Source organism: Pigmentiphaga sp. CHJ604 (assembly GCF_036972535.1).
Lineage (GTDB): Bacteria > Pseudomonadota > Gammaproteobacteria > Burkholderiales > Burkholderiaceae_B > Pigmentiphaga > Pigmentiphaga daeguensis.
In genome coordinates, this window is the sequence record NZ_CP136998.1 from 2,918,368 (window position 1) to 2,942,122 (window position 23,755).

Annotated in this window: 22 protein-coding genes; 13 read left to right on the forward strand and 9 right to left on the reverse strand. The window is 69.4% G+C overall.

Going from position 1 to position 23,755, the window contains the following annotated elements; all coding sequences use genetic code 11:
* Nucleotides 1-11: 11 nt before the first annotated feature.
* From R4823_RS14035 to R4823_RS14045, 3 genes are read left to right on the forward strand one after another with little or no spacing between them, the layout of a single operon-like run.
* The gene (locus R4823_RS14035; RefSeq protein ID WP_087840067.1) at nucleotides 12-797 is read left to right on the forward strand and encodes an ATP-binding cassette domain-containing protein; all 786 of its coding nucleotides are present in this window, start codon (nucleotides 12-14) and stop codon (nucleotides 795-797) included.
* Nucleotides 798-837: 40 nt separating this feature from the next.
* Entirely contained in the window at nucleotides 838-1,737 is a 900-nt protein-coding gene (locus R4823_RS14040) for an ABC transporter permease (RefSeq protein WP_087840066.1), read from the forward strand.
* Between the two features lie 31 nt (nucleotides 1,738-1,768).
* Nucleotides 1,769-2,776, forward strand: coding sequence for a TauD/TfdA family dioxygenase (locus tag R4823_RS14045; RefSeq protein WP_279814797.1), 1,008 nt, complete (start codon nucleotides 1,769-1,771; stop codon nucleotides 2,774-2,776).
* Nucleotides 2,777-2,795: 19 nt separating this feature from the next.
* Here the strand turns inward: R4823_RS14045 and R4823_RS14050 are convergent, their stop codons facing one another.
* From R4823_RS14050 to R4823_RS14060, 3 genes are all read right to left on the reverse strand, one after another.
* Nucleotides 2,796-3,734, reverse strand: a complete 939-nt coding sequence (locus R4823_RS14050) for an ion transporter (RefSeq protein WP_087840064.1) — start codon at nucleotides 3,732-3,734, stop codon at nucleotides 2,796-2,798.
* A gap of 54 nt (nucleotides 3,735-3,788) precedes the next feature.
* The gene (locus R4823_RS14055) at nucleotides 3,789-4,121 is read right to left on the reverse strand and encodes a four-helix bundle copper-binding protein (RefSeq protein ID WP_087840063.1); all 333 of its coding nucleotides are present in this window, start codon (nucleotides 4,119-4,121) and stop codon (nucleotides 3,789-3,791) included.
* A 67-nt stretch (nucleotides 4,122-4,188) separates the two neighbouring features.
* On the reverse strand, nucleotides 4,189-5,082 hold the full coding sequence (locus R4823_RS14060; RefSeq protein ID WP_087840062.1) for a ketopantoate reductase family protein: 894 nt from the start codon (nucleotides 5,080-5,082) through the stop codon (nucleotides 4,189-4,191).
* Between the two features lie 364 nt (nucleotides 5,083-5,446).
* On the opposite strand from R4823_RS14060, the gene R4823_RS14065 reads away from it, so the two are divergent.
* Nucleotides 5,447-7,351: an ABC transporter ATP-binding protein gene (locus tag R4823_RS14065; protein WP_087840061.1), complete on the forward strand. Its 1,905-nt coding sequence runs from the start codon at nucleotides 5,447-5,449 to the stop codon at nucleotides 7,349-7,351.
* Nucleotides 7,352-7,372: 21 nt separating this feature from the next.
* Here R4823_RS14065 and R4823_RS14070 read toward each other — a convergent pair whose 3' ends face one another.
* Nucleotides 7,373-7,936: a LysE family translocator gene (locus tag R4823_RS14070; RefSeq protein ID WP_243724339.1), complete on the reverse strand. Its 564-nt coding sequence runs from the start codon at nucleotides 7,934-7,936 to the stop codon at nucleotides 7,373-7,375.
* Nucleotides 7,937-8,031: 95 nt separating this feature from the next.
* Here R4823_RS14070 and R4823_RS14075 point away from each other — a divergent pair, with 95 nt between their 5' ends.
* Nucleotides 8,032-8,625, forward strand: a complete 594-nt coding sequence (locus R4823_RS14075) for a LysE family translocator (protein WP_338619095.1) — start codon at nucleotides 8,032-8,034, stop codon at nucleotides 8,623-8,625.
* A 5-nt stretch (nucleotides 8,626-8,630) separates the two neighbouring features.
* A complete protein-coding gene (locus tag R4823_RS14080) occupies nucleotides 8,631-9,014 on the forward strand; it encodes a nuclear transport factor 2 family protein (RefSeq protein WP_132978825.1) in 384 nt (127 codons plus the stop codon).
* Between the two features lies 1 nt (nucleotide 9,015).
* On the opposite strand, the gene R4823_RS14085 is transcribed toward R4823_RS14080, so the two are convergent.
* Nucleotides 9,016-9,954 carry a LysR substrate-binding domain-containing protein gene (locus R4823_RS14085; protein ID WP_132978824.1) on the reverse strand — a complete coding sequence of 313 codons (939 nt, stop codon included), beginning with the start codon at nucleotides 9,952-9,954 and terminating at the stop codon, nucleotides 9,016-9,018.
* Nucleotides 9,955-10,147: 193 nt separating this feature from the next.
* Here R4823_RS14085 and R4823_RS14090 point away from each other — a divergent pair, with 193 nt between their 5' ends.
* On the forward strand, nucleotides 10,148-11,347 hold the full coding sequence (locus R4823_RS14090) for a low temperature requirement protein A (protein ID WP_132978823.1): 1,200 nt from the start codon (nucleotides 10,148-10,150) through the stop codon (nucleotides 11,345-11,347).
* 31 nt (nucleotides 11,348-11,378) lie between these two features.
* Nucleotides 11,379-13,211 carry a Na+/H+ antiporter NhaA gene (gene nhaA / locus R4823_RS14095; protein ID WP_338619099.1) on the forward strand — a complete coding sequence of 611 codons (1,833 nt, stop codon included), beginning with the start codon at nucleotides 11,379-11,381 and terminating at the stop codon, nucleotides 13,209-13,211.
* A gap of 7 nt (nucleotides 13,212-13,218) precedes the next feature.
* On the opposite strand, the gene R4823_RS14100 is transcribed toward nhaA, so the two are convergent.
* Nucleotides 13,219-14,736: a M28 family peptidase gene (locus R4823_RS14100; protein WP_132978822.1), complete on the reverse strand. Its 1,518-nt coding sequence runs from the start codon at nucleotides 14,734-14,736 to the stop codon at nucleotides 13,219-13,221.
* A gap of 122 nt (nucleotides 14,737-14,858) precedes the next feature.
* On the opposite strand from R4823_RS14100, the gene R4823_RS14105 reads away from it, so the two are divergent.
* The 4 genes from R4823_RS14105 to R4823_RS14120 all read left to right on the forward strand — a co-directional run bounded on the left by R4823_RS14105 (nucleotide 14,859) and on the right by R4823_RS14120 (nucleotide 20,279).
* Nucleotides 14,859-15,956, forward strand: a complete 1,098-nt coding sequence (locus R4823_RS14105; protein WP_087840053.1) for an NAD(P)/FAD-dependent oxidoreductase — start codon at nucleotides 14,859-14,861, stop codon at nucleotides 15,954-15,956.
* Between the two features lie 107 nt (nucleotides 15,957-16,063).
* Complete coding sequence (locus tag R4823_RS14110) at nucleotides 16,064-16,474, forward strand: DUF2946 family protein (protein ID WP_087840052.1); 411 nt, start codon at nucleotides 16,064-16,066, stop codon at nucleotides 16,472-16,474.
* A 94-nt stretch (nucleotides 16,475-16,568) separates the two neighbouring features.
* Nucleotides 16,569-18,767: a TonB-dependent siderophore receptor gene (locus tag R4823_RS14115; protein ID WP_338619181.1), complete on the forward strand. Its 2,199-nt coding sequence runs from the start codon at nucleotides 16,569-16,571 to the stop codon at nucleotides 18,765-18,767.
* A 9-nt stretch (nucleotides 18,768-18,776) separates the two neighbouring features.
* Nucleotides 18,777-20,279, forward strand: coding sequence for a PepSY domain-containing protein (locus tag R4823_RS14120; protein WP_338619100.1), 1,503 nt, complete (start codon nucleotides 18,777-18,779; stop codon nucleotides 20,277-20,279).
* 29 nt (nucleotides 20,280-20,308) lie between these two features.
* Here R4823_RS14120 and R4823_RS14125 read toward each other — a convergent pair whose 3' ends face one another.
* The 3 genes from R4823_RS14125 to R4823_RS14135 all read right to left on the reverse strand — a co-directional run bounded on the left by R4823_RS14125 (nucleotide 20,309) and on the right by R4823_RS14135 (nucleotide 22,715).
* Nucleotides 20,309-21,193, reverse strand: a complete 885-nt coding sequence (locus R4823_RS14125; RefSeq protein ID WP_087840049.1) for an NAD(P)/FAD-dependent oxidoreductase — start codon at nucleotides 21,191-21,193, stop codon at nucleotides 20,309-20,311.
* A gap of 111 nt (nucleotides 21,194-21,304) precedes the next feature.
* Complete coding sequence (locus R4823_RS14130) at nucleotides 21,305-21,763, reverse strand: Rrf2 family transcriptional regulator (RefSeq protein ID WP_087840048.1); 459 nt, start codon at nucleotides 21,761-21,763, stop codon at nucleotides 21,305-21,307.
* Nucleotides 21,764-21,833: 70 nt separating this feature from the next.
* Nucleotides 21,834-22,715 (reverse strand): aldo/keto reductase family oxidoreductase, encoded by an 882-nt coding sequence (locus R4823_RS14135; RefSeq protein ID WP_087840047.1) that lies wholly within the window; start codon nucleotides 22,713-22,715, stop codon nucleotides 21,834-21,836.
* Between the two features lie 100 nt (nucleotides 22,716-22,815).
* Between R4823_RS14135 and R4823_RS14140 the strand changes: the two genes are divergently transcribed.
* Nucleotides 22,816-23,751 (forward strand): LysR family transcriptional regulator, encoded by a 936-nt coding sequence (locus R4823_RS14140; protein WP_087840046.1) that lies wholly within the window; start codon nucleotides 22,816-22,818, stop codon nucleotides 23,749-23,751.
* Nucleotides 23,752-23,755: the final 4 nt, after the last annotated feature.

Genomic DNA, 23,755 nt, shown 5'->3' on the forward strand with positions numbered 1-23,755 from the left:
CGGAGTTCCTCATGATCGAGCTTGCAGCCGTCGACGTCGTGTTCTATCCGGGCACTCCGGATGAACGCATCGCGCTCGACCGACTGGACCTGGCCCTGGAGAACGGCAGCTTCTGTGTCGTGGTGGGCACCAACGGCGCCGGCAAGAGCACCTTGCTGAACGTGCTGGCCGGCGCGGTGCGGCCGCGCGCCGGCCGTACCGTCATCGACGGTACCGATGTCTCGTCCTGGCCCGTGCATCGGCGCGCGCAATGGGTCTCGCGCGTATTCCAGGACCCCATGGTCGGCACGGCGCCCGCGCTGTCCATCGAGGAGAACCTGGCCTTCGCCGCCATGCGCGGCCGCCGGCGCGGACTGCGCATGGCGCTCAATCCGCGCAACCGGGCCCATTTCCGCGACGAACTCGCGCGCTTCGGCCTGGGCCTGGAAAACCGCATGGGCGCGCCCGCCGGGCTGCTCTCGGGCGGCCAGCGGCAGGTGCTCGCGCTGCTGATGGCGGCGCTGAACCGTCCGCGCATCCTGTTGCTGGACGAGCACACCGCCGCGCTGGATCCGCGCACGGCGCAGCTCGTCATGCAGGCGACCCGCCGCATCGTGGCCGAGCAGCGGCTGACGACCCTGATGATCACGCACAACATGGCGCATGCGCTGGACTATGGCGACCGCCTGCTGATGATGGAGTGCGGACGCATCAAGCTGGACATCGGCCGCGACGAGAAGCCGCGCCTGACCATCAACGACCTGGTCCAGCGTTTCGGCCAGGCCGACGACCAGATCCTGCTGCAGGCCAGCGCATGAACGCGTCCTCCCGCATGCCCGCCGCCCTACGGAGCTGAACGTGGAAGTCCTGAACACCTTCTATCACCTCGTCCCCATCACGGCCGTCCAGGGATTGCTGTATGCCTTCGTCGCCATGGGCGTGATGATCCCCTTCCGGCTGCTGAACGTGCCCGACCTGACCGCCGAGGGCGCCTTTCCGCTGGGCGGCTGCCTGGTCGCGGCGTTGATCACGGCGGGACTGCACCCGCTCCTCGGCACCCTGGCGGCGGCCGGCGCGGGCTTCCTGGCCGGCGCCGTCACCGCGCTGATCCACCTGAAATTCCGCGTCCATTCGCTGTTGGCCGGCATCCTGACCATCACCATGCTGTGGAGCGTCGACCTGCGTGTCATGGGCAAGCCCAACACCCCCCTGTTCGGGCTGCCGAACCTGTACGACTGGATAGACCCGGCCATCATGCAAAGCCTGGCGCTGCAGGGCGGACTGCTGCTGGCGGCGCTGGTCGTGCTGGTGCTGCTGCTGTGGTGGGGCCTGCACACCGACGTCGGCCTGGCCCTGCGCGGCGTCGGCGCCAACAGCCAGCTCGCGCCGGCGCTCGCGGTCGACTCCACGCGCTACATCGTGTTCGGCCTGGGGCTGGCCAACGCCATCACCGCCGCGGCGGGCGCGCTGCTGGCCCAGAGCCAGGGCTACGGCGACGTCAACATGGGCTTCGGCATGCTGATCAACGGCCTGGCCGCGCTCATCATCGGCGAGGCCATCATCGGCCGCCGCACGCTGCTGCGCCAGCTGTGCGCGCCGGTGGTCGGCTCGCTGCTGTACTACCAGCTCAGTTCGCTGGTGCTGTCCTTCGGACTGATGCCGTCCGACCTCAAGCTGGTCACCGGCCTCTTCGTCCTCGCCACCATAGGCTGGCCCATCCTCAGGGGCCGCGCCCGCGCCGGCTCCATCGCCGGATGAGCCCTCCGTCCACCCCACACAGGAGCCACCCATGACGGAAATGCTGCAACAGCCCTATACCGGCCCCAGCGCCTGGACCCGCCCCCAGATGGAGGCCGACAAGAGCTGGATCTACACGCTGTCGCCGGCCGAGGTCGACGAGATCCGCGGCGCGGTCGCCGCCGCCCGGGCCACGGGCAAGCCGCTGGAATCCATCTCGCGCGCGGACTTCCCGCTGGCCGGCCTGTCGGACCGGCTGGCGGCGCTGGGCGAGGAACTGGAGAACGGTCGCGGCTTCGAGATGTGGCGCGGCCTGCCGGTGGAAGACTGGAGCCTGGAGGAGCGCAGCATCGCCTACTGGGGGTTGGGACAATACCTGGGCGACGCGGTGGTGCAGAACGCGCGCGGCGAGCTGTTCGGCCACGTGCGCGACACCACGGCCGGCGCCGACCCGCAGACCAATGCCAACACGCGCTTCTACCACACCAACCGCGCGGCCCCGTTCCACGTGGACGGCGCCGACATCGTCGGCCTGATGTGCGTGCGCACCGCCAAGGCCGGCGGCGCCAGCCTGGTGGTCAGTTCCACCAGCATCTACAACGCGCTGCTGCGCGACCACCCCGACATGATTCCGCTGCTGTACGAGCCACTGTGGTTCGACCACCGGGGCGAGCGCAACGCGGTCACCGGCCAGCCCTACTGGGTCACGTCCATCTGCGGCTGGACCAACGGCAAGCTGTCCATGATGTACCTGCGCAACTTCATCGAATCGGCGCAGCGCTACGAGGGCGCGCCGCCGCTGACCGAGCGCCACCGCAAGCTGCTGGAGCTGATCGATCACTACGCGGAATCACCCGAACTGTGCCTGTCCATGGAGTTCCTGCCCGGCGACATACAGTGGCTGAACAATCACATGACGCTGCACTCGCGCACCGAATTCCTGGACTGGGAAGAGGACGAACGCAAGCGCTGGCTGATGCGCCTGTGGCTGAACCGGCGCGAGCGCAACCGCTACACCGACACCTACGGCTACTACGGCATCGCGCCCGACGCGAAATGAGCGCCGGGGTGCCCGAGCCTCAGCGCTCGCGCCCCGCCGGCTCCAGCGCGGCGCCGCAGTGCTTGCAATAGTTCGCATCATGGTCGAGGCCCGGCGTCAGGCATGCCTGGCAGGTACGGGCCGCCGCCCGGCGCCGCGCGCTTTCGGCCAGCGTCATCTCCATGGTCACGATACCGGTCGGCACGGCCAGGATGCCCCAGCCCAGCAGCATCATGACCGAGGCGATGAACCGCCCCAGCGCCGTATGCGGCGTGATGTCGCCGAACCCCACCGTGGCGATGGTGGAGATCGCCCAGTAGACGCCCACGGGAATGCTGGTGAAGCCGTACCGTGGGCCTTCCACCACGTACATGATCGTACCCATGACCAGCACGATCAGCAGCACCACCGACAGGAAGACCATGATCTTGCGGGACGAGGCGCGCAGCGCCCGACCCATCATCAGGTACTCCTCGGTGAAGAGGCGCAGCTTGAACACCCGGAAGATGCGCAATAGGCGCAGCACGCGTATACCGATCAGGAAAGCCAGGTTGGGGGCCAGCAGCGCCGCGTAGGTGGGCAGGAAGGCCAGCAGGTCCACCACGCCGTAGAAGCTGGTCGCATAGCGCAAGGGGCGCCGCACGCACAGCAGCCGCAGCACGTACTCGATCGTGAACAGGACGGTGAAGGCCCATTCGAGGGGGCCGAACAGCCCGCCCAGGCGCTGCGACAGGAAGGCCACGCTGTCGGCCATGATCACGGCCAGGCTGGCCAGGATGGCCACGAACAGCAACTGGTCGAATCGCTTGCCGGCGGCCGTGCCGGTTTCGAACATCACCGCATACAGCGACCGCCTCCATCCCTTGTCCGGCCTGCCGAAGGCTTCGGCGATGTCGTGCTCGCGCTTCGTCGATGGAGTGTCCTGGACCACGCCCGCTCCCGCGCCAGGCGCGGTCCGGCGGCCCGCACGCTCTGGCATGGGGAATCATAGGATAAGCGCCGGGCACCCGCCAAGGCGCCCGGGGCCGCCGGCTCAGGCCGCCATGCGCTCGCAGGCATCGGCGCAGCTACGGCAGTCGGCCGCGCACTGGTCCATGCCGTCCAGGCCGTCGCAGCTGTCGGCGCACTGCCGGCAGATCGAGGCGCAGTCGGCGCACACGTGGCGATGCTGCGGAACGCCGATCAACATGAAATGAGCGGCGATGCGGCATATCTCGGCGCACGCCATCATCAGGCGGAAATGGGGCGGCGCGACGTGCGCCCCGCCCCGCTCCAGGCAATGGTTCATGGCGGAACCCAGGCAGGACTGGTAGCAGCGCAGGCAGGCGTCCACGCACACCTGCATTTCCTTGGGTACGGCATTCATCGTTCACCTCCGGATAACGTCCATGGGCAGCCCCGCCCGGCAGCACGTTCCGTTCCCGGAGCCGATCTCAGCCCCTACGCGACTCCAGCAGCTTCACCAGGCTGTGGAGCATGCGGTTGGCCGGCGTGGGCACCCGCAGCTGGCCGCCCTTGCGGACGATGTAGCCGTTCAGGTGATCGATCTCGCTCGGCTTGCCGCGCGCGAGGTCCTGCGCGGTGGACGACAGTTGCGTAGGCATCGTGCGGCTGATGCGCAGCACCGCCTCCCAGGTATCCCCCGGCACCGCCACGCCGGCGGCGGCCGCCACCGCCAGGCACTCGTCCACCACGTCGCGCATGGCGTCCAGCACCCCTTCGCCCTCCACCAGCCGGCCATAGGGCAATTGCGTCGCGGCCGACAAGGCGTTGTAGGCGCAGTTCAGGATGAGCTTGGCCCAGAGCTCGCCCATGGCATTGCCTGACACCGTGGCCGGGATGCCGGCGGCGCTCAGGACACCGGCCGCCTCGTCGCTGCGGGGCGACGGCCCCAGCACGAGCTCGCCGCGCCCGTGATGGCGCACGTGCCCCGCGCCCGCCATCTCCACCGCCACGTAGACCACGGCCGGAACCACCGGCTGCGGCAGCAGGGCCTGCAGGCGCTCGGCGTTGTCGACCCCGTTCTGCAGGCTGAGCACGACGGCGTCGGCATCCAGGTGCGGGGCGACCTGCCGGCCCGCGTCCTCGGTGTCGGTGGACTTCACGCAGAACAGCAAGAGTTTCGCGCCGGCGACGTCCGCGGGATCTTCGCTGGCCCGCGCCGGCACGTGCCCTTGAAAGGACTTCGTCTCCAGCAAGAGGCCTTGCCGCCGGACCGCCTCCACGTGCGCGGCGCGGCCCACCAGCACCACGTCGTGGCCGGCGCGGGCCAGTATCGCGCCGTAGTAGCTGCCGACCGCGCCGGCTCCCATCACTGCTATCTTCATGTCCACCTCTGCAACTGGAGTCATTCGTTCCGGCAGGCCATGCCGCAGCACAAGTGTATGCCGGCGGCCACATTCGCCCGCCTGCGCCATTGCCCCGCCCGGGCACGGGCTGCTAGACTTTATGTTCGGCTTTTTGCCATCACTTTCACAACCCATCCAGGAGACGCAAAATGATCAATACGCGCATCGTCGTCTCCGGACCGGCTCCCCGGCACCTCTAGGTTGCCCCCGCGGGCGGTTTTCCTGCCTGCAATCACTCCCGGACGGTTTCCTGCCCTGCGCACGCCACAAGCGCGCGATGGCCCGTCCGTTTCCTGTTCCGACTTTGGAGACCCCGCTCCACCGCGAGCCGGGGCTGTCGAAAATGGCATCGAAGAAACTCGACTTCCGCGGACAGTCCTACAAGGACGTCCTTGGCTTCACTTTTCGCCACTGGGCCGAACAGCCCTGGCGCATCCTGACCATCATCGTCGCGGTCCTGCTGTCCACGCTGGCAAGTGTCGTGACGCCGCTGTACGCCGGCCGCCTGGTCGATGCCGTGGCCTCCGGCGCAGCCAGCGACACGGCGGCCTGGCAGGCCGCCATCACCGCATTCTGGATACTGGCCGCGCTGGGCGTGGGCGCCACGCTGCTGCGCCAGGTGGTATTCCTGAGCCTGACCTTCCTCACGCTCAAGATGATGAGCAAGATCGCGGGCAACGCCTTCCATCGCGTGCAGCGCTTCTCGACCGACTGGCATGCCAACAGCTTCGCCGGCTCCACCGTGCGCAAGATCACGCGCGGCATGTGGGCGCTCGACCTCCTGAACGACACGCTGCTGGTCGCCCTGCTGCCGTCCCTGGTCATGCTGGCGGGAGCGACCGTCCTGCTGGGCGCCACCTGGCCGCTGATGGGCGCGGTCATCGGCCTGGGATCGCTGCTGTACGTGGCATTGACGGTCATGTTGTCGCTCGGCTTCGTCGCGCCCGCCGCGCGCCTGGCCAACGCCTGGGACACGCGCATGGGCGGCGCGCTGGCCGACTCCATCACCTGCAACGCGGTGGTCAAGGCCTTCGGCGCCGAGGACCGCGAGGAAACCCGCCTGGCGCGGGTGATCCGCAAGTGGCGCATGCGTACCCGGCGCACCTGGGTGCGCGGCACGATCAACGGCGGCGTCCAGGGCGCGATGCTCGTGCTGATGCAGGCCGCCATCCTGGGCACGGCGCTGCTGCTGTGGTCGCGCGGGCAGGCCAGCGTGGGCGACATCACCTTCGCGCTGACGACCTTCTTCATGTTGCAAGGCTACCTGCGCGACGTGGGCATGGACATCCGCAACCTCCAACGCTCCATCAACGACATGGAAGAGCTGGTCGCGCTGGAACGCCAGCCGCTGGGCATCGAGGACCGCCCGGGGGCGCCGGACATCGCCATCGGCCCCGGAGAGATCCGCTTCGAGCACGTGGACTTCCGCTACGGCACCCACGACACGCCGCTCTACCGCGACTTCTCGATACGGATCGCGCCGGGCCAGCGGGTTGGCCTGGTCGGCCACTCCGGTTCGGGCAAGACGACGTTCATCAAGCTGATCCAGCGCCTGTACGACGTCAGCGGCGGCCGCATCACCATCGACGGCCAGGATATCTCCGCCGTGCGCCAGGCCTCGCTGCGCCAGCAGATCGCCATCGTGCAGCAGGAACCCATCCTGTTCCACCGCTCGCTGGCCGAGAACATCGCCTATGCCCGGCCTGACGCCACGCGCGCTCAAATCGAGCGCGCCGCGCGACTGGCCAGCGCCCATGACTTCATCATGGCCCTGCCCCACGGCTACGAGACCCTGGTGGGCGAGCGCGGCGTCAAGCTGTCCGGCGGCGAGCGCCAGCGCGTCGCGCTGGCTCGCGCCTTCCTGGCCGATGCGCCCATCCTGATCCTGGACGAGGCCACCTCCAGCCTGGACAGCGAAAGCGAGGTGCTGATCCAGCAGGCCATGGAACGCCTGATGGAAGGCCGCACCACGCTGGTCGTGGCGCACCGGCTGTCCACCGTCCGCGCGCTCGACCGCCTGCTGGTGATGGACAAGGGCCGCGTCGTCGAGGAAGGCACGCACGAGGCGCTGATCCGCATCGAGGACGGCGTCTATCGCCGGCTGTTCGAGAAGCAGGCCCTGGAACTGACCAAGGGCCTGTTGCTGGACGGCAATGCGTTGCGCCGCGCCGACGACGAGGACTGGCTGGCCGATCCGGACTCGCTGGTCGAGGATCCGGCCGATGCGCCGATGCCTCCGGGCAGGTAGTCCTTCCGCCGGGGCTGCCCGCTAGCGGCGTGCCTCGGTGGCCATGCGTACGGCCAGCCCCGCCAGCACCGTGCCCATCAGCCACCGTTGCACCACCAGCCACAGCGGGCGGCGCGCCAGGAAGGTGGCGATCGAGCCAGCCATGATGGCCACCGTGGCGTTGATGCTGATGCTGATCGCGATCTGCGTGGCGCCGAAGGCGAAGGACTGCGCCAGCACGCTGCCCTGCTCGGGCCGGATGAACTGTGGCAGCAGCGACAGATACATCACCGCGATCTTCGGGTTCAGCAGATTGGTCAGGAAACCCATCGCGAACAGCTTGCCGGGGCCGTCGCGTGGCAGTTCGCGCACCTGGAACGGCGAACGCCCGCCCGGCCTGACCGCCTGCCATGCCAGGTAGAGCAGGTAGATCGCGCCGCCCGCGCGCAACGTATCGTAGGCATAGGGCACCGCCATGACCAGGGCGGTGATGCCCAGTGCCGCGCACAGCATGTAGAACACGAAGCCCAGGGCCACGCCGCCCAGCGAAACCAGCCCGGCGCGCGGCCCCTGCGAGAGCGAACCCCGGCGCGCCGCAAAACTCAACGCCGCCTGAAAAAATCTCGCTGGCCGGCGCCGGGCACCGCGGGCCAGAATGCGCAACGGGGATCCGTCCCGCGATCCCGGCACGAAGAAGCACGATGGAGAACAGCCTTTTGCTCGGCCTGGTCAGCTACGTCTGCGTGATGTCCATCACGCCGGGGCCCAACAACGTGATGCTGATGTCCTCGGGCCTCCTGTTCGGCTTTCGCCGCACCTGTCCGCACATGCTGGGTATCCCGCTGGGCATGATCGCGCAACTGTGGCTGGTGGCAGCCGGGCTGGGCGTGCTGTTCGCGATGGAGCCCGGGTTGCAGCTGGCGCTGAAGGCAGCAGGCAGCCTTTACCTGCTGTGGCTGGCCGCCAGATTGTGGCGCGCCGCCGAAATGGAGGAGGCCCGCGCGAGCCGGCCCATCACGCTGCTCCAGGCCGTGGCCTTCCAGTTCGTCAATCCCAAGGCCTGGCTGGCCGCGGCCACCGCCATAGCGGCATTCACGCCGCCGGGCGGCGGCTACCTGTCCCACCTGCTGGTGATCTGCCTCGTGTTCGTCGCGGTCGGCCTGCCCTGCATCGCGATCTGGGCCGGCTTCGGCGCCGCGCTCAAACCCTGGCTGCGCCGCCCCGGCGTGGCGCTGCGGATCAACCGCGCCATGGCCGCCCTGACCTGGCTCACCATCATCCTGTTCTGGATATAGCAGACATGACCACCTTGTCCCGCAGCCAATTGCAAGCCCACGCGCACGCCTGGATCTCGGCCTGGAACCGGGCCGACGTGGATGGCGTCCTGGCCACCTTCGCCGAGGACGCGGAGTTCACCAGCGCCCTCGCCCTGCCTTACGCCGGCACGAGCCGGGTGCGAGGCAAGGCCGCGCTGCGCCGCTACTGGGAAGCGGCCTTGGCCGACCGCCCCGGGTTGAGGTTCGAACTCGTGACCGCCATCTGCGACGAGACGGCCCAGGTCCTGGTGGTGCACTACGTGGCGCTCCAGGGCGGCAGGCGGACGCGCGCCTGCGAAATCATGCAGTTCCAGGACGGCGTCCAGGTGCGCGGCGAGGCCCTGTACGGCGCTCCCGATTCCGCCTGACTCATCCGCCCGCGCAGGCCAGGCTGTCGTCCGTCTCGCCTTCCCCCGACGGCTCTGCCCGCATGGCCGCCGCCTGGGCGTGCAGCCACCGACTCAGGTTCCCCAATCTGCGGTCTTCCCGCAGTGCCGGCGGATAGACCAGATGGAAGCCCATGCCCACGGGCATGCGGTGCCCGAACACCGATTCCAGCCGCCCCGCGCGCACGCCGGCATCGGCCAGTTCCGCCACCGCGATCGCCACGCCCGCGCCATCGGCCGCCGCCTGCAGGGTCAATCCGCCCGAGTCCACCAGCGTGACGCATGCGGGTTCGAAGCGGCCGGCCGGCAAGCTGTCCATCCAGTCCCGCCAGCCAGGGCAATGCCGCGACACGAACAGATTGGACGCGCGCAGCGCCCGCAGCCTTTCGCGCGGCGTTCCCCCGACATGGCCGGGCCGGGCGTACAAATCCACCGATGCCTGGAACAACCGCTCGGCCACCAGCCCCGGCCACTGCCCCGCCCCCAGCCAGATACCGGCGTCGGCCTCCCCGGCGGCAAGGTCCACGCCTTCCTGGGTGGTCGATATCTGCAAGGAAAAGCCATGGCGCTCGAAGGGATAGCGCGCCAGGCGGGGCGACAGCCATTGCGTGGCGAACGAGGGCAGCATGTCCACTCGCAACGGTCCTTCCCGCCGCTCGCTGCGTACCGCGGCGACCGCTTGCGCGATGTGATCGAACCCCTGGCTCAGCCCTGGCCCCAGCCTGCGGCCGGCCTCGGTCGGCTCCAGCCGCGCACCGATCCGCTTCAACAGTTGCACCCCCAGCAGTTCCTCCAGCGCCCGAAGCTGGTGGCTGACGGCCGACGGCGTCACGCCCAGCTCCGCCGCGGCCTCCTTGATCGAGCGGTGGCGGACCGCGGCCTCGAAGGCTCGCAAGGCGTTGAGCGGAACGGGGATTCTCATGGGCGATGCTCCTTGGCGCGGCCGGTGCAAGCGGCCCCCATGCCGCGACGGAAGTTGTGCTAAGACAACAACCCCGCCTGATCCTCGGGCGCGAAGTCAGGTCCCGTGGCGCGGCGCGGGCGTTTCCGGCTATCTTAAACCGCGTGTCCGACCCCGACCGGCTGGCCTCCCGCACCGGCCGTCCCGCCCCGCCATGTCATCCGCTCCCCATCGCCATCCTCTCCTGCGCCACCGCGACGGGCACCATGCCCGCGTCACCTTCGAAGAATTGTTCTTCGACCTGATCTACGTCTTCGCCGTCACGCAGATCAGCCATCAACTCCTGCACCACCTGACGCTCACCGGCGTGATCGAGTCGCTGATCCTCTGGCTGGCCGTGTGGCTGGGCTGGCAGTACACCTGCTGGGTGACGAACTGGTTCGACCCGGAAACGCCGCGCATCCGCGGCCTGCTCTTCGCCACGATGCTGCTGGCGCTGTGCATGGCGGCCAGCCTGCCCGAGGCCTTCGGCGACCGGGCGCTGCTGTTCGCCGGGTCCTATGCCGCGATGCAGGTGGGCCGGACCGCGTTCATCGTCTGCCAGTTGCCCGCCGGCCATCCGCTGGCCGCCAACTACCGGCGCATGCTGGGGTGGCTGGTCATCGCCGCGGTCTTCTGGATCGCCGGGGCGATGGCCGAAGGGCATGAGCTGCGCGCGCTGCTGTGGCTGGTCGCGGTGCTGTGCGAATACGGCTCGCCCATGTTCGGCTTCGCCCTGCCGGGCATGGGCCGCTCCCATACCCGCGACTGGACCATCGAGGGCGGCCACCTGGCCGAACGCTGCCAGTTGTTCGTGATCGTGGCGCTGGGCGAGACGCTGCTCGCCACCGGCGTCATGCTGGCGGACACCGAAGCCTGGAACGCGGCCGTCGTCTCCGGCGTCCTGGCCACCTTCCTCGGCACCCTGGCGATGTGGTGGCTGTATTTCGGCACCTCCAGCAAGGATGCCACCGAGGCCATCACGAGCTCGGACGACCCCGGCCGCATCGGCGCCTATTTCCACTACATCCACGCCATCCTCGTGGCCGGCATCATCGTCACCGCCGTCGGCAACGATCTCGTCATGGCCCATCCGCATGAAGCCCTCGGGACGGCACAGGTCGTCGTGCTGGTGGCCGGTCCGGCCATCTACCTGCTGGGCAGCGCCATCTACAAGAAAGTCGTCTACGGTTCCATCCCGGGGTCGCACCTGGCCGGCGCGGTGGCGCTGCTCGTGCTGGTGCCCGTGGGCTATGCCGCGACGTTGCTGGCCATGGGCTGGCTGACCACCGCGGTCCTGACGGCCGTGGGCCTGTGGGAGACGCGCAGGCTCAAGCAGAGGCGCGCCCGGCAACCCGCGCCGCAGGCCCACTGAGCAGGCCGAGCCACTCCACCCAAGGAATCACGTGTCCGAAGAGAGCTTGACCGCCAGGCTGGAGCAACCGGTGGACGACAGCCGGGACCACGTCCTCGGCCCTGCCGATGCCGCCATCACCCTGGTCGAATATGGCAGCTACGCCTGCCCGTACTGCCGGGCCGCCAACGAACGCATCGCCGAAATCCGGCACCAGTTGGGCGACCGGCTGCGCTACGTATTCCGCCACTATCCGCTGCCGGGCAGCGACATCGCGCGCCGCGCCGCGGAACTGGCCGAACACGCGCGCGACGCCCGCCAGTTCTGGGACGCCCACGTCACGCTGATGACGCATTCGCGCACGCTCTCCGAGGAAGACCTGTCCCTGGTCGCGGGCCAGCTCGGCATCCCGCCCGCCGGCGCGCGGCAAACGGCCGACGACGAGGCGGCCCGGGCCCGGGTCGATGCCGACGTCGCCGGCGCCCGGGCCAGCCGGGTCATGGTCACGCCCACCTTCTTCATCAACGGCCGCCGCTACGACGGCCCCTGGGACGAAAGCTCGTTCACCGACGCCATGCTGCGCACGCCGGGCCATCGCCTGCGCAGCGTGGCGCAGGACTTCGCCGGCTGGGCGCCCTCGGCCGGCGTGCTGCTCCTGCTGGCGGCCGCGCTGGCAGTCCTGCTGACGAATTCCGGCCTGGGCGAGTCCTTCGCCGCGCTGTGGGAAACTCCCCTGGCGATCTCGTTCGGGCAGGCCGGCTTCGGCATGTCGCTGCTGCACTGGATCAACGACGGCCTGCTGACGATCTTCTTCCTGGTCGTGGGGCTGGAGATCAAGCGCGAGTTCACCGTCGGCCACCTGGCCAACCTGCGCTCGGCCGCGCTGCCGGTGGCGGCGGCCCTGGGCGGCATGCTCGTGCCGGCGCTGGTCTACAGCCTGATCGTTCCCGCCGGGCCGTGGTCGCACGGCTGGGGCGTGCCCATGGCCACCGACACGGCCTTCGCCATCGCCCTGATCGCGATGATGGGCAGCCGCGTCCCTACCGCGCTGCGGGTGTTCCTGACCGCAGCGGCCATCGTCGACGACATCGGCTCCATCGTCGTGGTCGCGCTGTTCTATTCCGGTTCGCTGAACCTGGGCTACCTGGCCGCCGCCGCGGCCCTGGTGGGCGTGCTGGCCCTGCTCAACAAGGCCCACATCTACCGCGTCGCGCCCTATGCGCTGACCGGCATCCTGCTGTGGGCCTGCGTCCATGCCAGCGGCCTGCACGCCACCATGGCCGGGGTGCTGCTGGCCATGTTCATCCCGACGCGGCCGCCTCCCAACCTGCCCACGCTGGTGGCGCAGGCCGATGCCATCCTGACGGCCGAGGCACGCCGCAGCGGGGAAGTCCTGCGGCAGGGACCGTCGCTGCCCGCGCTGGCCGCGTTCGATGCCATCCATGACCGCCTGGAATCGCCCGCCGACCGGCTGCTGCGCACGACCGGCGCGCGCTCCAGCTATGTCGTGCTGCCGCTGTTCGCCCTGGCCAATGCCGGCGTGGCGCTGGCACCCGACGTGCTGTCCAGCCATGGCCAGCTGTCGCTGGCCATCATTGCCGGGCTGGTCCTCGGCAAGCCGCTGGGGCTGGTGTCGGCCTCGGTCATCGCCGTCCGGCTGGGCATCGCGCGCAAGCCCGCCGATTATTCCTGGCGCCAGTTGGTGGGCGCCGGGGCGCTGGCCGGCATAGGCTTCACCATGTCCCTGTTCATTTCCGGGCAGGCCTTCCCGGTGGAAGCCGACTTCGCCGCGGCCAAGGTCGCGGTCTTCATCGGCTCCATCCTGTCCTCGCTGATCGGCGTGGCCGTTCTATGGGGCGCCGGCCGATCGTCGTCCGAAGGCTGACGCGCGGCTAACGCAGCGCGGGCAGGTGCCGCGGCCGCATATCGGCCGGCGGCGTGTAGGCGGCGCGCGTCGAACGCCGGGCGCCGTCCGCCGGCGCGGCCCGCAGGATGCCCTGCAGATCGTTGGCATGGTGCAGCGTCGCCGCCGCCACCGCCCGGCTGTTCAACGCCAGCGCGGCCGGGTCCAGGTTCGACAGGTCATCGCAGGCGGCGTGGTAGCAGGGATCGAACGTGATGCCGGCGGTGCCGCCCCACAGCGCCACATCCGCCTCGGTCTTGATCTCGTCCACGCCCGAGGAAATGCCGCCCGCGGGGATGCCCAGCGCGATGAACGGGCCGTAGTCCGAACGGCCGTCGAACGGCGTTCCCTTGAAGGGCGTGTTCCGCATCGCGTAGAAGCGCTCGAAGGTCCGCTCGATCACCTCGGAGCCGGCCGGTCCCGGCCCGTCGCTGCGGCCATCGGAGTTGTCGCCGTCATAGATGAAATACCCCGGATTGGGCGATCCGATCATGTCGAAATTCAGGTACATGGCGATCTTCGCCAGCGCCTCGGGCGCCAGCTTGCCGACGTAGTCGGCCGAACCCAGCACGCCGTCCTCTTCGGCGCCCCACAGGGCGAAGCGCAACCGGTACCGGGTCGGCGTGCGCGCCAGTTGTACCGCGGTCTCGAGCACGGCCGCCGATCCGCTGCCGTTGTCGTTGATGCCCGGGCCTGTCGATACCGAATCCAGGTGCGCGCCCACCATGACCACGTGGTTCTCGTCGCCGCCGCGGCCCTCGGCGATCAGGTTGAAGGTGGTCGCGGGCTCGCGCCGGGTCGAGGCGGCCACCCGCAGCACCAGGCCGGGCGTGGCGATCAGTTGCCGGCCCAGCGCCTGGGTCGTCTCAAGCACCGGGACCTCGATGCCCAGGCTCTGTCCCAACGCGCCGTGGACCATGCCTTCGGCATTGTTGTAGACCACGACGCCCGCGGCCCCCGCCGCCACGGCAAGGCCGATCTTCTGGTCGAAGCTGCAATCGCCCCGTTCGATCAGGGCGATACCGCCCGCCGGGAATCCGGCATAGTCCCGGGCGGCACAGCCACGGCTGCCCACGGCGTGCGCGCCGGCCGAGACGTCGCCCGATCCGGAATAGGTCATTACCCCGTGCTCGATATCCATCGCCGGTAGCGGCCCCACCTGGCGCAGCAGACTCCCGCCGAGGTCCTCGTACCGGACGAAATCGAAGGGCTCGCGCGTGACCGCATAGCCGGCGCCGCGCAGCACTTGCTCGGCATAGGCCGCCGAGACATCGTACCCGGGCGATCCCGAGGCGCGGTGTCCCGCGTTCGCCTCTGCGATGCGCGCGAACTCCCGCAGATGGGCCATGACGCCGTCGAGCGTCATGCAGGCCAGCAGCTTGTCTTCCGTGTCGTTGACCTGGCGCGCACAGGCGGTCTCGGGCGCGACGGCGCCGTCGCCGCCGCAGCTGGCAAGCGCCAGCACCGCGGTCGCCAGCGCCGCCAGCCGGGCCAGGCGCGGTTTCATGATCAGCAAAGCCAATGGAGCGTCCTTGAAGAAACGACGGCGATCGTAACAGAAGGTATCCGGACGACATAACGGCCGTGAATTACGATGTCTGCTTCCGGAAGAAGACGAGACGCCCGCTGATGGAACAAGTCGATTGCATCGTCATCGGGGCCGGCGTGGTGGGCCTTGCCATCGCCCGCGCGCTGGCCGCCCGGGGCCTGGAAACCATCGTCCTGGAGAAGGAGCTGGGGATAGGCACCGGCACCAGCTCACGCAACAGCGAGGTCATCCATGCCGGCATCTACTACCCCCCGGGCTCGCTCAAGGCCGGGTGGTGCGTGCGCGGCAAGCACCTGCTCTACGAATACTGTGCCCGGCGAAGCATCCCGCACCGGCGCTGCGGCAAGTTCATCGTGGCCACCTCGGCCGGCCAGGTCGAGGTGTTGGAGCAGTTGCGCGCGACCGGTCGCGCCAACGGCGTCGCCGAACTCGAGATGATGGCCGCCGGCGCGGCGCGCCGGGCCGAGCCCCAGCTGCACTGCGTGGCCGCGCTGGACAGCCGCAGCACGGGCATCGTCGATAGCCATGCCCTCATGCTGTCATTCCAGGCCGACTGCGAAGCGGCCGGCGGCATGCTGGCCTTCGGCTCGCCCGTGGCCGGCGGGCAGTGCGGCGCCGACGGCATCACGCTGCAGGTCGGCGGCCCGCAGCCCATGGAAGTGCGCGCCGGCATCGTGGTGAACGCCGCCGGCCTGCATGCCCAGGAAATCGCCGCGGCCCTGCATGGACCCCACGCTTCGCGCATCCCGTCCGCGCATCTGGCCAAGGGCAACTACTACAGCCTGGCCGGACGCTCCCCTTTTTCGCGCCTGATCTATCCCGTGCCCGAACCGGGCGGGCTGGGCGTGCACCTGACCCTGGACCTGGGTGGGCAGGCCCGTTTCGGCCCCGACGTCGAATGGGTGGACCGGGTGGACTACCGGGTCGATCCGCGCCGCGCCGATGCGTTCTATGCCTCGATCCGCCAATATTGGCCGGCCTTGCCCGACGGCGCGCTGCAACCGGGCTACGCCGGCATACGGCCCAAGCTGTCGGGCCCCGGCTCGCCCGCGGCGGACTTCATGGTCCAGGGACCGGCCGACCATGGCGTGCCCGGCCTGGTCAATCTGTACGGCATCGAATCGCCGGGATTGACCGCGTCGCTGGCCATCGCCGAGGCAGTCCTGGCGCGCCTCTGATCGCGGACCGCGGATTGACGCGATCGGATTTCCTGCCCATACTCCCGGCGTTTCGCAGGCCATCCGGCCTGTCCGCCCGGGCGTCGGGCACCAGCCTTCTCTCAAGCATGCATCGGCCATCCCTCCGATTCTCCAGGCAGGACCGCCATCGCGGCATCGCGATGCTGGTGCTGCTCGCGCTGCTCTGGGGAATGCTGGCGCCGGCCATCGCCAAGACGCTGGCTCGTCCCGCCGATACCTGGGTCGAGCTTTGCAGCGTCTACGGCCCGAAACTGGTCAAGCTGTCGGACGACGGCTCCAGTCCGTCGCGGGACGATTCGGCCACGACGTCCGCCGACTGCCCCTATTGCCGGCTCCATGCCGCCGTCGCGCTGCCGACCCCCAGCGGGGGGCCCGTCCTGGCAGGCCTCGTCGTCGCGGCCGAGGCACCGGCGCTTCCCCCCGCTCCGCTCCTGGGCACGGCGCCGATCTCGCGCCCGCCTCCCTCTCGCGCTCCACCCTTCACGTCCGCTTCCTGAACCCGCCCGGCCTGCCCGCGTGGCAGTGCCGTTTCGTCCTGCCGCGTCCCGCGCGGCCGACCAGGAGTCGTTCGTGTTCCCTCCCGTTTCCCCGATGCGCCCGGATGCGCATCGCGCCGCCACGCGTCCATCCCTGCCCGGTTCCTTGTGCGCCGGCCTGCTCGCCACCTGGCAGACGTTTGCCGTCCCCGTCCACGCCCAGGCGGTTCCTGAACATGCCCTGCCCACGATCGAAGTCAGCGACGACGCCGACACGCCCAACGGCAAGCTCAACCTCGACACGCCGGCCGCGGCCGCCAGCAATCTCGGCCTGACCGCCCGCGAGACCCCCGCCTCGATCACCGTGGTCGATCGTGCCACGATCGAGGCGCGCGGCGCGCAGAACACCCAGGAGATCCTGCGCGCCATCCCCGGCGTGACCGCCCACGACGCCCCCGGCAACGTGGGCGTGAGCTACCGCGGCTTCGGCACCGGTTCCATCAGCCAGTTGTTCAACGGCATCAACGTCCAGTACTCGATCGCCGCCCGCCCGGTGGACAGCTGGATCTATGAACGCGTCGAAGCCATCGGCGGACCATCCAGCTTCCTGTTCGGCGCAGGCGCGGTGGGCGGATCGATCAACTATGTGACCAAGCTCGCCAGGCGCGAAGACATCACGCAAGGCCAGTTGCGGCTGGGCGGCAACGGGCTCAAGGAAGCCTCGGCCGGACTGAACCGGCGCATCGCCGGCGACGCCGACGGCCCCGGGCACTACCTGCGCCTGGACCTCAACCATCGCGGCGGCGACAGCTGGGTGGACGGCACGGGCACGCGCGCCACGCAGCTCGCGGCATCGGTGCTGTCCGACTTCGGCAACGGCTTCACCCACACCCTGGCCTACGAGTACCAGCACGAACACGTCGACCGCCCCTACTGGGGCACGCCCCTGCTGAACCCGATCGCCGGCACCGCGCGCATCGACGACGGCACCCGCTTCAAGAACTACAACAGCGCCGACGGGGTATACATCCAGCGCGTGCAGTGGCTGCGCTCCATCGCCGAGTGGCGGGCCAGCGACAAACTGCAATGGCGGAACACCTTCTACGTGTACGACGCCCTGCGCGACTATCGCAACGTCGAGAACTATCGCTTCAACGCCGACAACTCGCAGGTGATACGGTCGAGCGCGCTGCTGCAGCGCCACGACCAGCACCTGGTGGGCAACCGCGTCGACGGCATCTACCGCGGCGGGATCGCCGGCCTGAAAAGCGACTGGGCCTTCGGGATGGATGTCAGCGTGAATCGCCAGACGCGTTTCCCGAACAGCCTGTCCGGCACCATCGGCACGGTCGACCCATACGGCTTCGGCACCGAGCGTTTCTTCGACATACCCGGCATGTCGCCGGGCTTCCGGCCCGACCGCGACAACAAGGTCCGCACTCTGGCCATCTATGCCGAAAACCGAACCGCTCTGCGTCCCGGCCTGCACCTGGTCACGGCGCTGCGCCACGAACGCATCGAGCTCGACCTGACCAACCGGCGAGAGGTCAACGCCGCCAATCCGGCCGGGTTCCGCCGCAGCTATCACCCGACCACGGGCCGCGTCGGTCTGGTCTGGGACGTCACGCAGGACGCGGCGCTCTACGTCCAGTACGCCACGGCGGCGGATCCGCCCTCGGGCGTGCTGTCCACCGCATCGTTCGCGGACGTCCGCAACAACAGCGAACTGACCTCCGGCCGCCAGGCCGAGGTCGGCGGCAAGCTGGACTTCTGGGAAGGCAAGGGAACCGCCACGCTGGCCGCCTATCGCATCTCGCGCCGAAACATCGCCAGCCAGGACCCGAACGACAGCAGCCTGACCGTGCTCGTGGGCGAGCAGTCTTCCCGGGGGCTGGAACTGGCCGTGGGACTGCAGCCCGACCGGCGCTGGTCCATCCAGGGCAACGTCGCCTACGTCGACGCGCGCTACGATGACTACACCCAGGGCGGCGTGTCGCTGGCGGGCAAGCGTCCGACCAACACACCGGCCACGGTCGCCAACCTGTGGGTGTCCTACGCCGTCACGCCCGCGCTGAAGGCCACCGTCGGGCTGCGCCGTGTCGGCCGCGTGTACGCCGATGCGGCCAATACGGTGTCCTGGCCAGCCTATCTGCTGGTGGACCTTGGGATGAGCTACCGCATCGATCGCCGCACCGCGATCGTGGCGCGCATCCGCAACCTGACCGACAAGGTCTATGCCGCCAGCATGACGCCGACCATGGCCTACCTGGGCGCCCCGCGCACCGCAGACGTCAGCCTGCGGATCGCGTTCTAGGAGACGGCCATGCGTTCACGCCTCAAGCGCTGGCTCTATCTGCTGCACCGGTGGCTGGGCATCCTGGTGTGCGCGTTCTTCGTGATGTGGTTCGCCTCGGGCGTGGTCATGATGTATGTCGGCTACCCCAAGCTCACCGCGGCCGAGCGCCTGCGCCACCTACCCGCGCTGGATCCCGCGGCGCCCTTGCTCGGTCCCGCCCAGGCCCTCGCGGCGGCGGGCATCGCCTCGATGCCGAAAGACTTGCGGTTGTCGGCGGCCAGCGCTGGCCGGCCGGTCTACCTGGCCACGCTGTCGGATGGCTCCCGGGCCGGCACGCCCGTGGCCATCGACGCCGCGACCGGGACGATGCTGCGGCCAATCGATGCGGCGCATGCCGTGGCCAGCGCCGCCGCCTACGCCGGCGGTACCGTCCAGGCCCACTATGCCGGCCAGGTGGACGAGGATGCGCATACGCACTCGCGCGCCCTGGACCCGCACCGGCCGCTTCACCGTGTGCAACTGGACGACGACGCGGGCACGCTGTTGTACGTGTCCAGCCGCACCGGCGAAGTGGTGCGCGACGCGACGCGCACCGAGCGCGTCTGGAACTACGCGGGCGCGTGGATCCATTGGCTCTATCCTTTCCGCGGCAATCTTTTCGACCGCCACTGGGCCGCCATCGTCGACGGCCTGTCCATCGCGGGCATCGCCGTCGCGCTCACCGGCACCGCCGTCGGACTGCTGCGCTGGCGCTTCTCGCGCCCCTACCGCAGCGGTTCGCGTTCCCCTTACCGGGCCGGCATGATGCGCTGGCACCACCTGGCGGGACTGGCGTTCGCGCTGACCACGCTTACCTGGATCTTCAGCGGCTTGATGTCCATGAATCCATGGGGCCTGTTCAGCAGCGGCCGCGGCGGCCCCTCCGTGGCCGCGGTATACGGCGACACGGGTACGATGCCCGCCGGCACGGCCTCCGTGCAGGCGCTGCTGGCCGGCGGCGACATCCGCGAGTTGCGCTGGGTCCACCGCCTGGGGCGCGAAGTCGTCCTGGCCTATGGCCCGGCCGGCTGCCCCGCGCTGCTCGACCCCCGGACCGCGCAGGCCGTGCGCCTGGACGCCGCGGAACTGCGCCATGCGGCGGCGGGACTCATGGCAGCTCCCCTGGCCCGCATCCAGGTGCTCGACCGCTACGACCTCCACTACTACGACCGCGCCCCGCACACCATGACGGGCGGCGGTGACAAGCCGCTGCCGGTCTGGCGCATCGAGTTCGACGATCCCGAGGCGACCTGGGTGCACCTGGACCCGTACACGGGCTCCGTCCTGAACAGCACCGACCGCTCGCGCCGCGCCTCGCGCTGGCTGTTCGCCATGCTGCACAGCTGGGACTGGCTACCCCTGCTCGAGCGCCGCCCGCTATGGGACGCGATGATGATCCTGTTCAGCCTGGGCGGTCTCGCGTTGAGCGCCACGGGCCTCGTCATCGGCTGGCGCCGGCTGCGCGTGTCCTGGCATAGCTCGAAAGCTTGACAACAAGGCCCGACCGCCCGATCGTTCTTCTACAACCCGAACATCAGCGAGCGGTGGGCAGCGGCGCCCGCCATCGCGCCATCGCCCACCGCCGCCGCCACCGAGCCGGCGGGCCTGCCCGTGTCGCCGCAGGCGAACACGCCGGGCACGCTGGTGGCCTTGGTGCCATCGGTCTTGATCGTGCTGCCCCACGGCCCCTCTTCCATCACGCAGCCCAGTTGCTCGGCCAGCTCCGACGACCGGACCCGGGCCGCGATGAACAGGCCGTTCAGCGCATGGACCACGCCGTCCTCCATGGCCACCGCCACGCCTTCGCCTTCCAGCCGCGCCACCCGTCCCCGCACGATGGCCACGCCGCGCCCGGCCAGCAGCGCCAGCTGCTGCGCATCGGGCTCGAAGGCCTCGTTCAGGAACAGCGTGGTCGCGCCCCAATCCGGCAGCATCATCGCCTGGTGCATCGACATCTCGGACAAGGCCAGCACGCCGACGCGGCCCTGCTGCAGTTCGTAGCCATGGCAGTACGGACAATGGAAAACATGGGTACCCCAACGCTGCGCGAGGCCCGGCAGGTCCGGCAGTTCGTCCTTCACGCCCGTCGCCAGCACGAGGCGCTGCGCCGTGCGTACCCGCTTCCCCACCGACACCTCGAACCCCGCGCCCGCCTGCGCCACCGCGTCCACGCGGGCATCCAGCCACTCCACGGTCTCGTACCTGAGCAACTGGTCCCTGGCGATGGCGGCGATGTCGGCGCCCGCCTCGCCGTCGCGCGTCAGGAAACCATGGGACAGCGGCGCATACCGGTTGCGGCGCTCGCCGGCATCGATCACGAGCACGCGGCGCCGGGCGCGGGCCAGTTGCAGGCCCGCCGAAAGCCCGGCGTAGCTTCCGCCGATGATGATCACGTCGTAGTCCATACCGCTCTCCTTGCTTCGTCCAATTCATGTACCTTTAAATGATACATAACAATTCGCCGCAAGGCCCCGATACCCCTTTGGCACTCGAGGCCATTCCCTACCGCTGCATGTTCAAGGCTGGAGGTGGTCCGCCAGGCCCCACGACGCCGTGCGGCAGATCTGCTCGAACTCCCTGGCCAGGTCCGCCAGCGTCACCGCTCCCAGGCGCCGGACGAGCAAGGCTTGCGCCTCGTCCAGTGCGTCGCCCAGCGCGGCGTTGACCACGCGCTCGACCGCGCAGTCGGGATGGGCATGGTCGGCGCCGATCGCAAAAATCCTGGGCCCGCCCACCGCGCGATGGATGTCCAGCAGCGTGACCTCGGCCAGGTCGCAATCCAGCCGCCAACCGCCATGGTGGCCCTTCTCGGACTGCACATAGCCCGCCTTGCGCAGGCCCGCCATGGTCCGGCGGACCACGGCGGCATTGGTGCCCAGCATCCGGGCGATCTGGGCGGACGTCACGGGCTGGTCGTCCCTGGCCATGTGCAGCAGCACGTGCAGCATTCGGGAAAGGCGGCTATCGGTTCTCACGCGGGGGCTTGTCGGGGCATGAATGGATCCACCCCGACGATAACGCATCTTCGCCGCCGCGCCCGCACGGCTAGGGCTTGGCCTGGCCCTCCGCGGCGATGCGGTCCAGCTCGGCGATCGCGTCGGCGGGCAGCGCCAGCGCGGCCGCCGCCAGGTTCTCGCGCAGATGCGCCAGCGACGACGTTCCCGGAATCAGCAACAGGTTGGGTGCGCGTGCCAGCAGCCAGGCCAGCGCCACCTGCATGGGGGTCGCCGCCAGCCGCGTCGCCACGCGGGTCAGGATCTCCGACTGCAGCGGCGAGAAGCCGCCCAGCGGAAAGAACGGCACGTAGGCGATGCCCTGGGCGCCCAGTTGCTCGATCAGCGCGTCATCGGCACGGTGCGCCAGGTTGTAGTGGTTCTGCACGCACACGATGGGGGCGATGCGCTGGGCCTGGACCACCTGCGCGGGCGTGGCGTTGCTCAGGCCGAGATGGCGGATGAGCCCCTGCCGCTGCAATTGCGCCAGCGCGGTGAACGGCGCCTCGATCGATCCCTCGGACGGCGCATGCACGTCACCCATGATGCGCAGGTTCACCACGTCCAGCACGTCCAGCCCCAGATTGCGCAGATTGTCGTGCACGGCCTGCGTCAGTTGTCCGGGACTCTGCGCCGGATTCCATGAGGCGTCCGGCCCGCGCACGGCTCCGACCTTGGTCACGATGGTCAGGCCCCGATAGGGATGCAGGGCCTCGCGGATCAACTGGTTGGTGACGTGGGGCCCGTAGAAATCGCTGGTATCGAGATGGTCGACGCCCGCCTCGACCGCGGCGCGCAGCACGGCAATCGCCGCGGCGCGATCCTTGGGCGGCCCGAACACGCCCGGCCCCGCCAGTTGCATTGCGCCGTAGCCCATGCGGCGCACGGTACGGTCTCCCAGGGCGAAAGTGCCCGCTGGCTGTAGATCGATCACGGTATTTCTCCGGAAAAACATGGATGGATCACACTATAGACATGGCCACTTCGATCGATAATCTGGTGTAATCGGCACAGGCTGTACGAAATTCTGCACAATGCAAGCACCGCTCCAAGACCTGTTCGCCTTTCTGGCCGTGGTTCGCGCCGGCGGTTTTCGCGAAGGCGCGCGCGCCAGCGGCACGTCGGCTTCCAGCCTGAGCGAGGCGGTACGCAGACTGGAGGGCCGGCTGGGCGTCCGGCTGCTCCATCGCACCACTCGCAGCGTGACACCGACCGAGGCCGGCGCGCGCCTGGTCGAACGGCTGGTGCCCGCGCTGGGCGAAGTGGAAACCGCACTCGACGTCGTCAACGGATTCCGCGATCGGCCCGCCGGCACCCTGCGGCTGAACGTTCCGCTCAGCGCCGCCCGGCTGGTGCTCGCGCCCCTGGTCACGCCCTTCCTGCAAGCCTATCCCGACATCAAGCTCGAAATCGTGGTCGAGGACGGCTTCGTCGATCTCTTGGCCGCCGGCTGCGACGCCGGCATCCGCTACGACGAACGGCTCGAACAGGACATGATCGCGATTCCCATCGGCCCGCGCTGGCAGCGCTTCGCCACCGCCGCCTCGCCTGCCTATCTTGCCGCGCACGGCCGCCCCGCGCATCCGCGTGACCTGCTCGGCCACGTCTGCCTGCGTGGCCAGTTCGCCAGCGGCGCCATGCCCGCCTGGGAATACGAGCGCAAGGGGGAAGTCCTGCGCGTGGACCCCGCCGGGCCGCTGCTGGTCAGCCTGGGCAGCGGCATCGAACTCGCGGTCCAGGCCGCCCGTGACGGACTGGGCATCATCCACCTGTTCGAGGACTGGCTGCAGCCCGACCTGGACAGCGGCGCGCTGGAACCCGTGCTCAAGTCCTGGTGGCGCCCATTCTCCGGCCCGTTCCTTTATTATTCCGGCCGCCGGCACCTGCCCTCGCCCCTGCGGGCCTTCATCGACTTCGTTCGCGCGCACGAAGGCGCCGCCAAGCCCTCCCGGAAACCCTTCTCACGTTGACCAC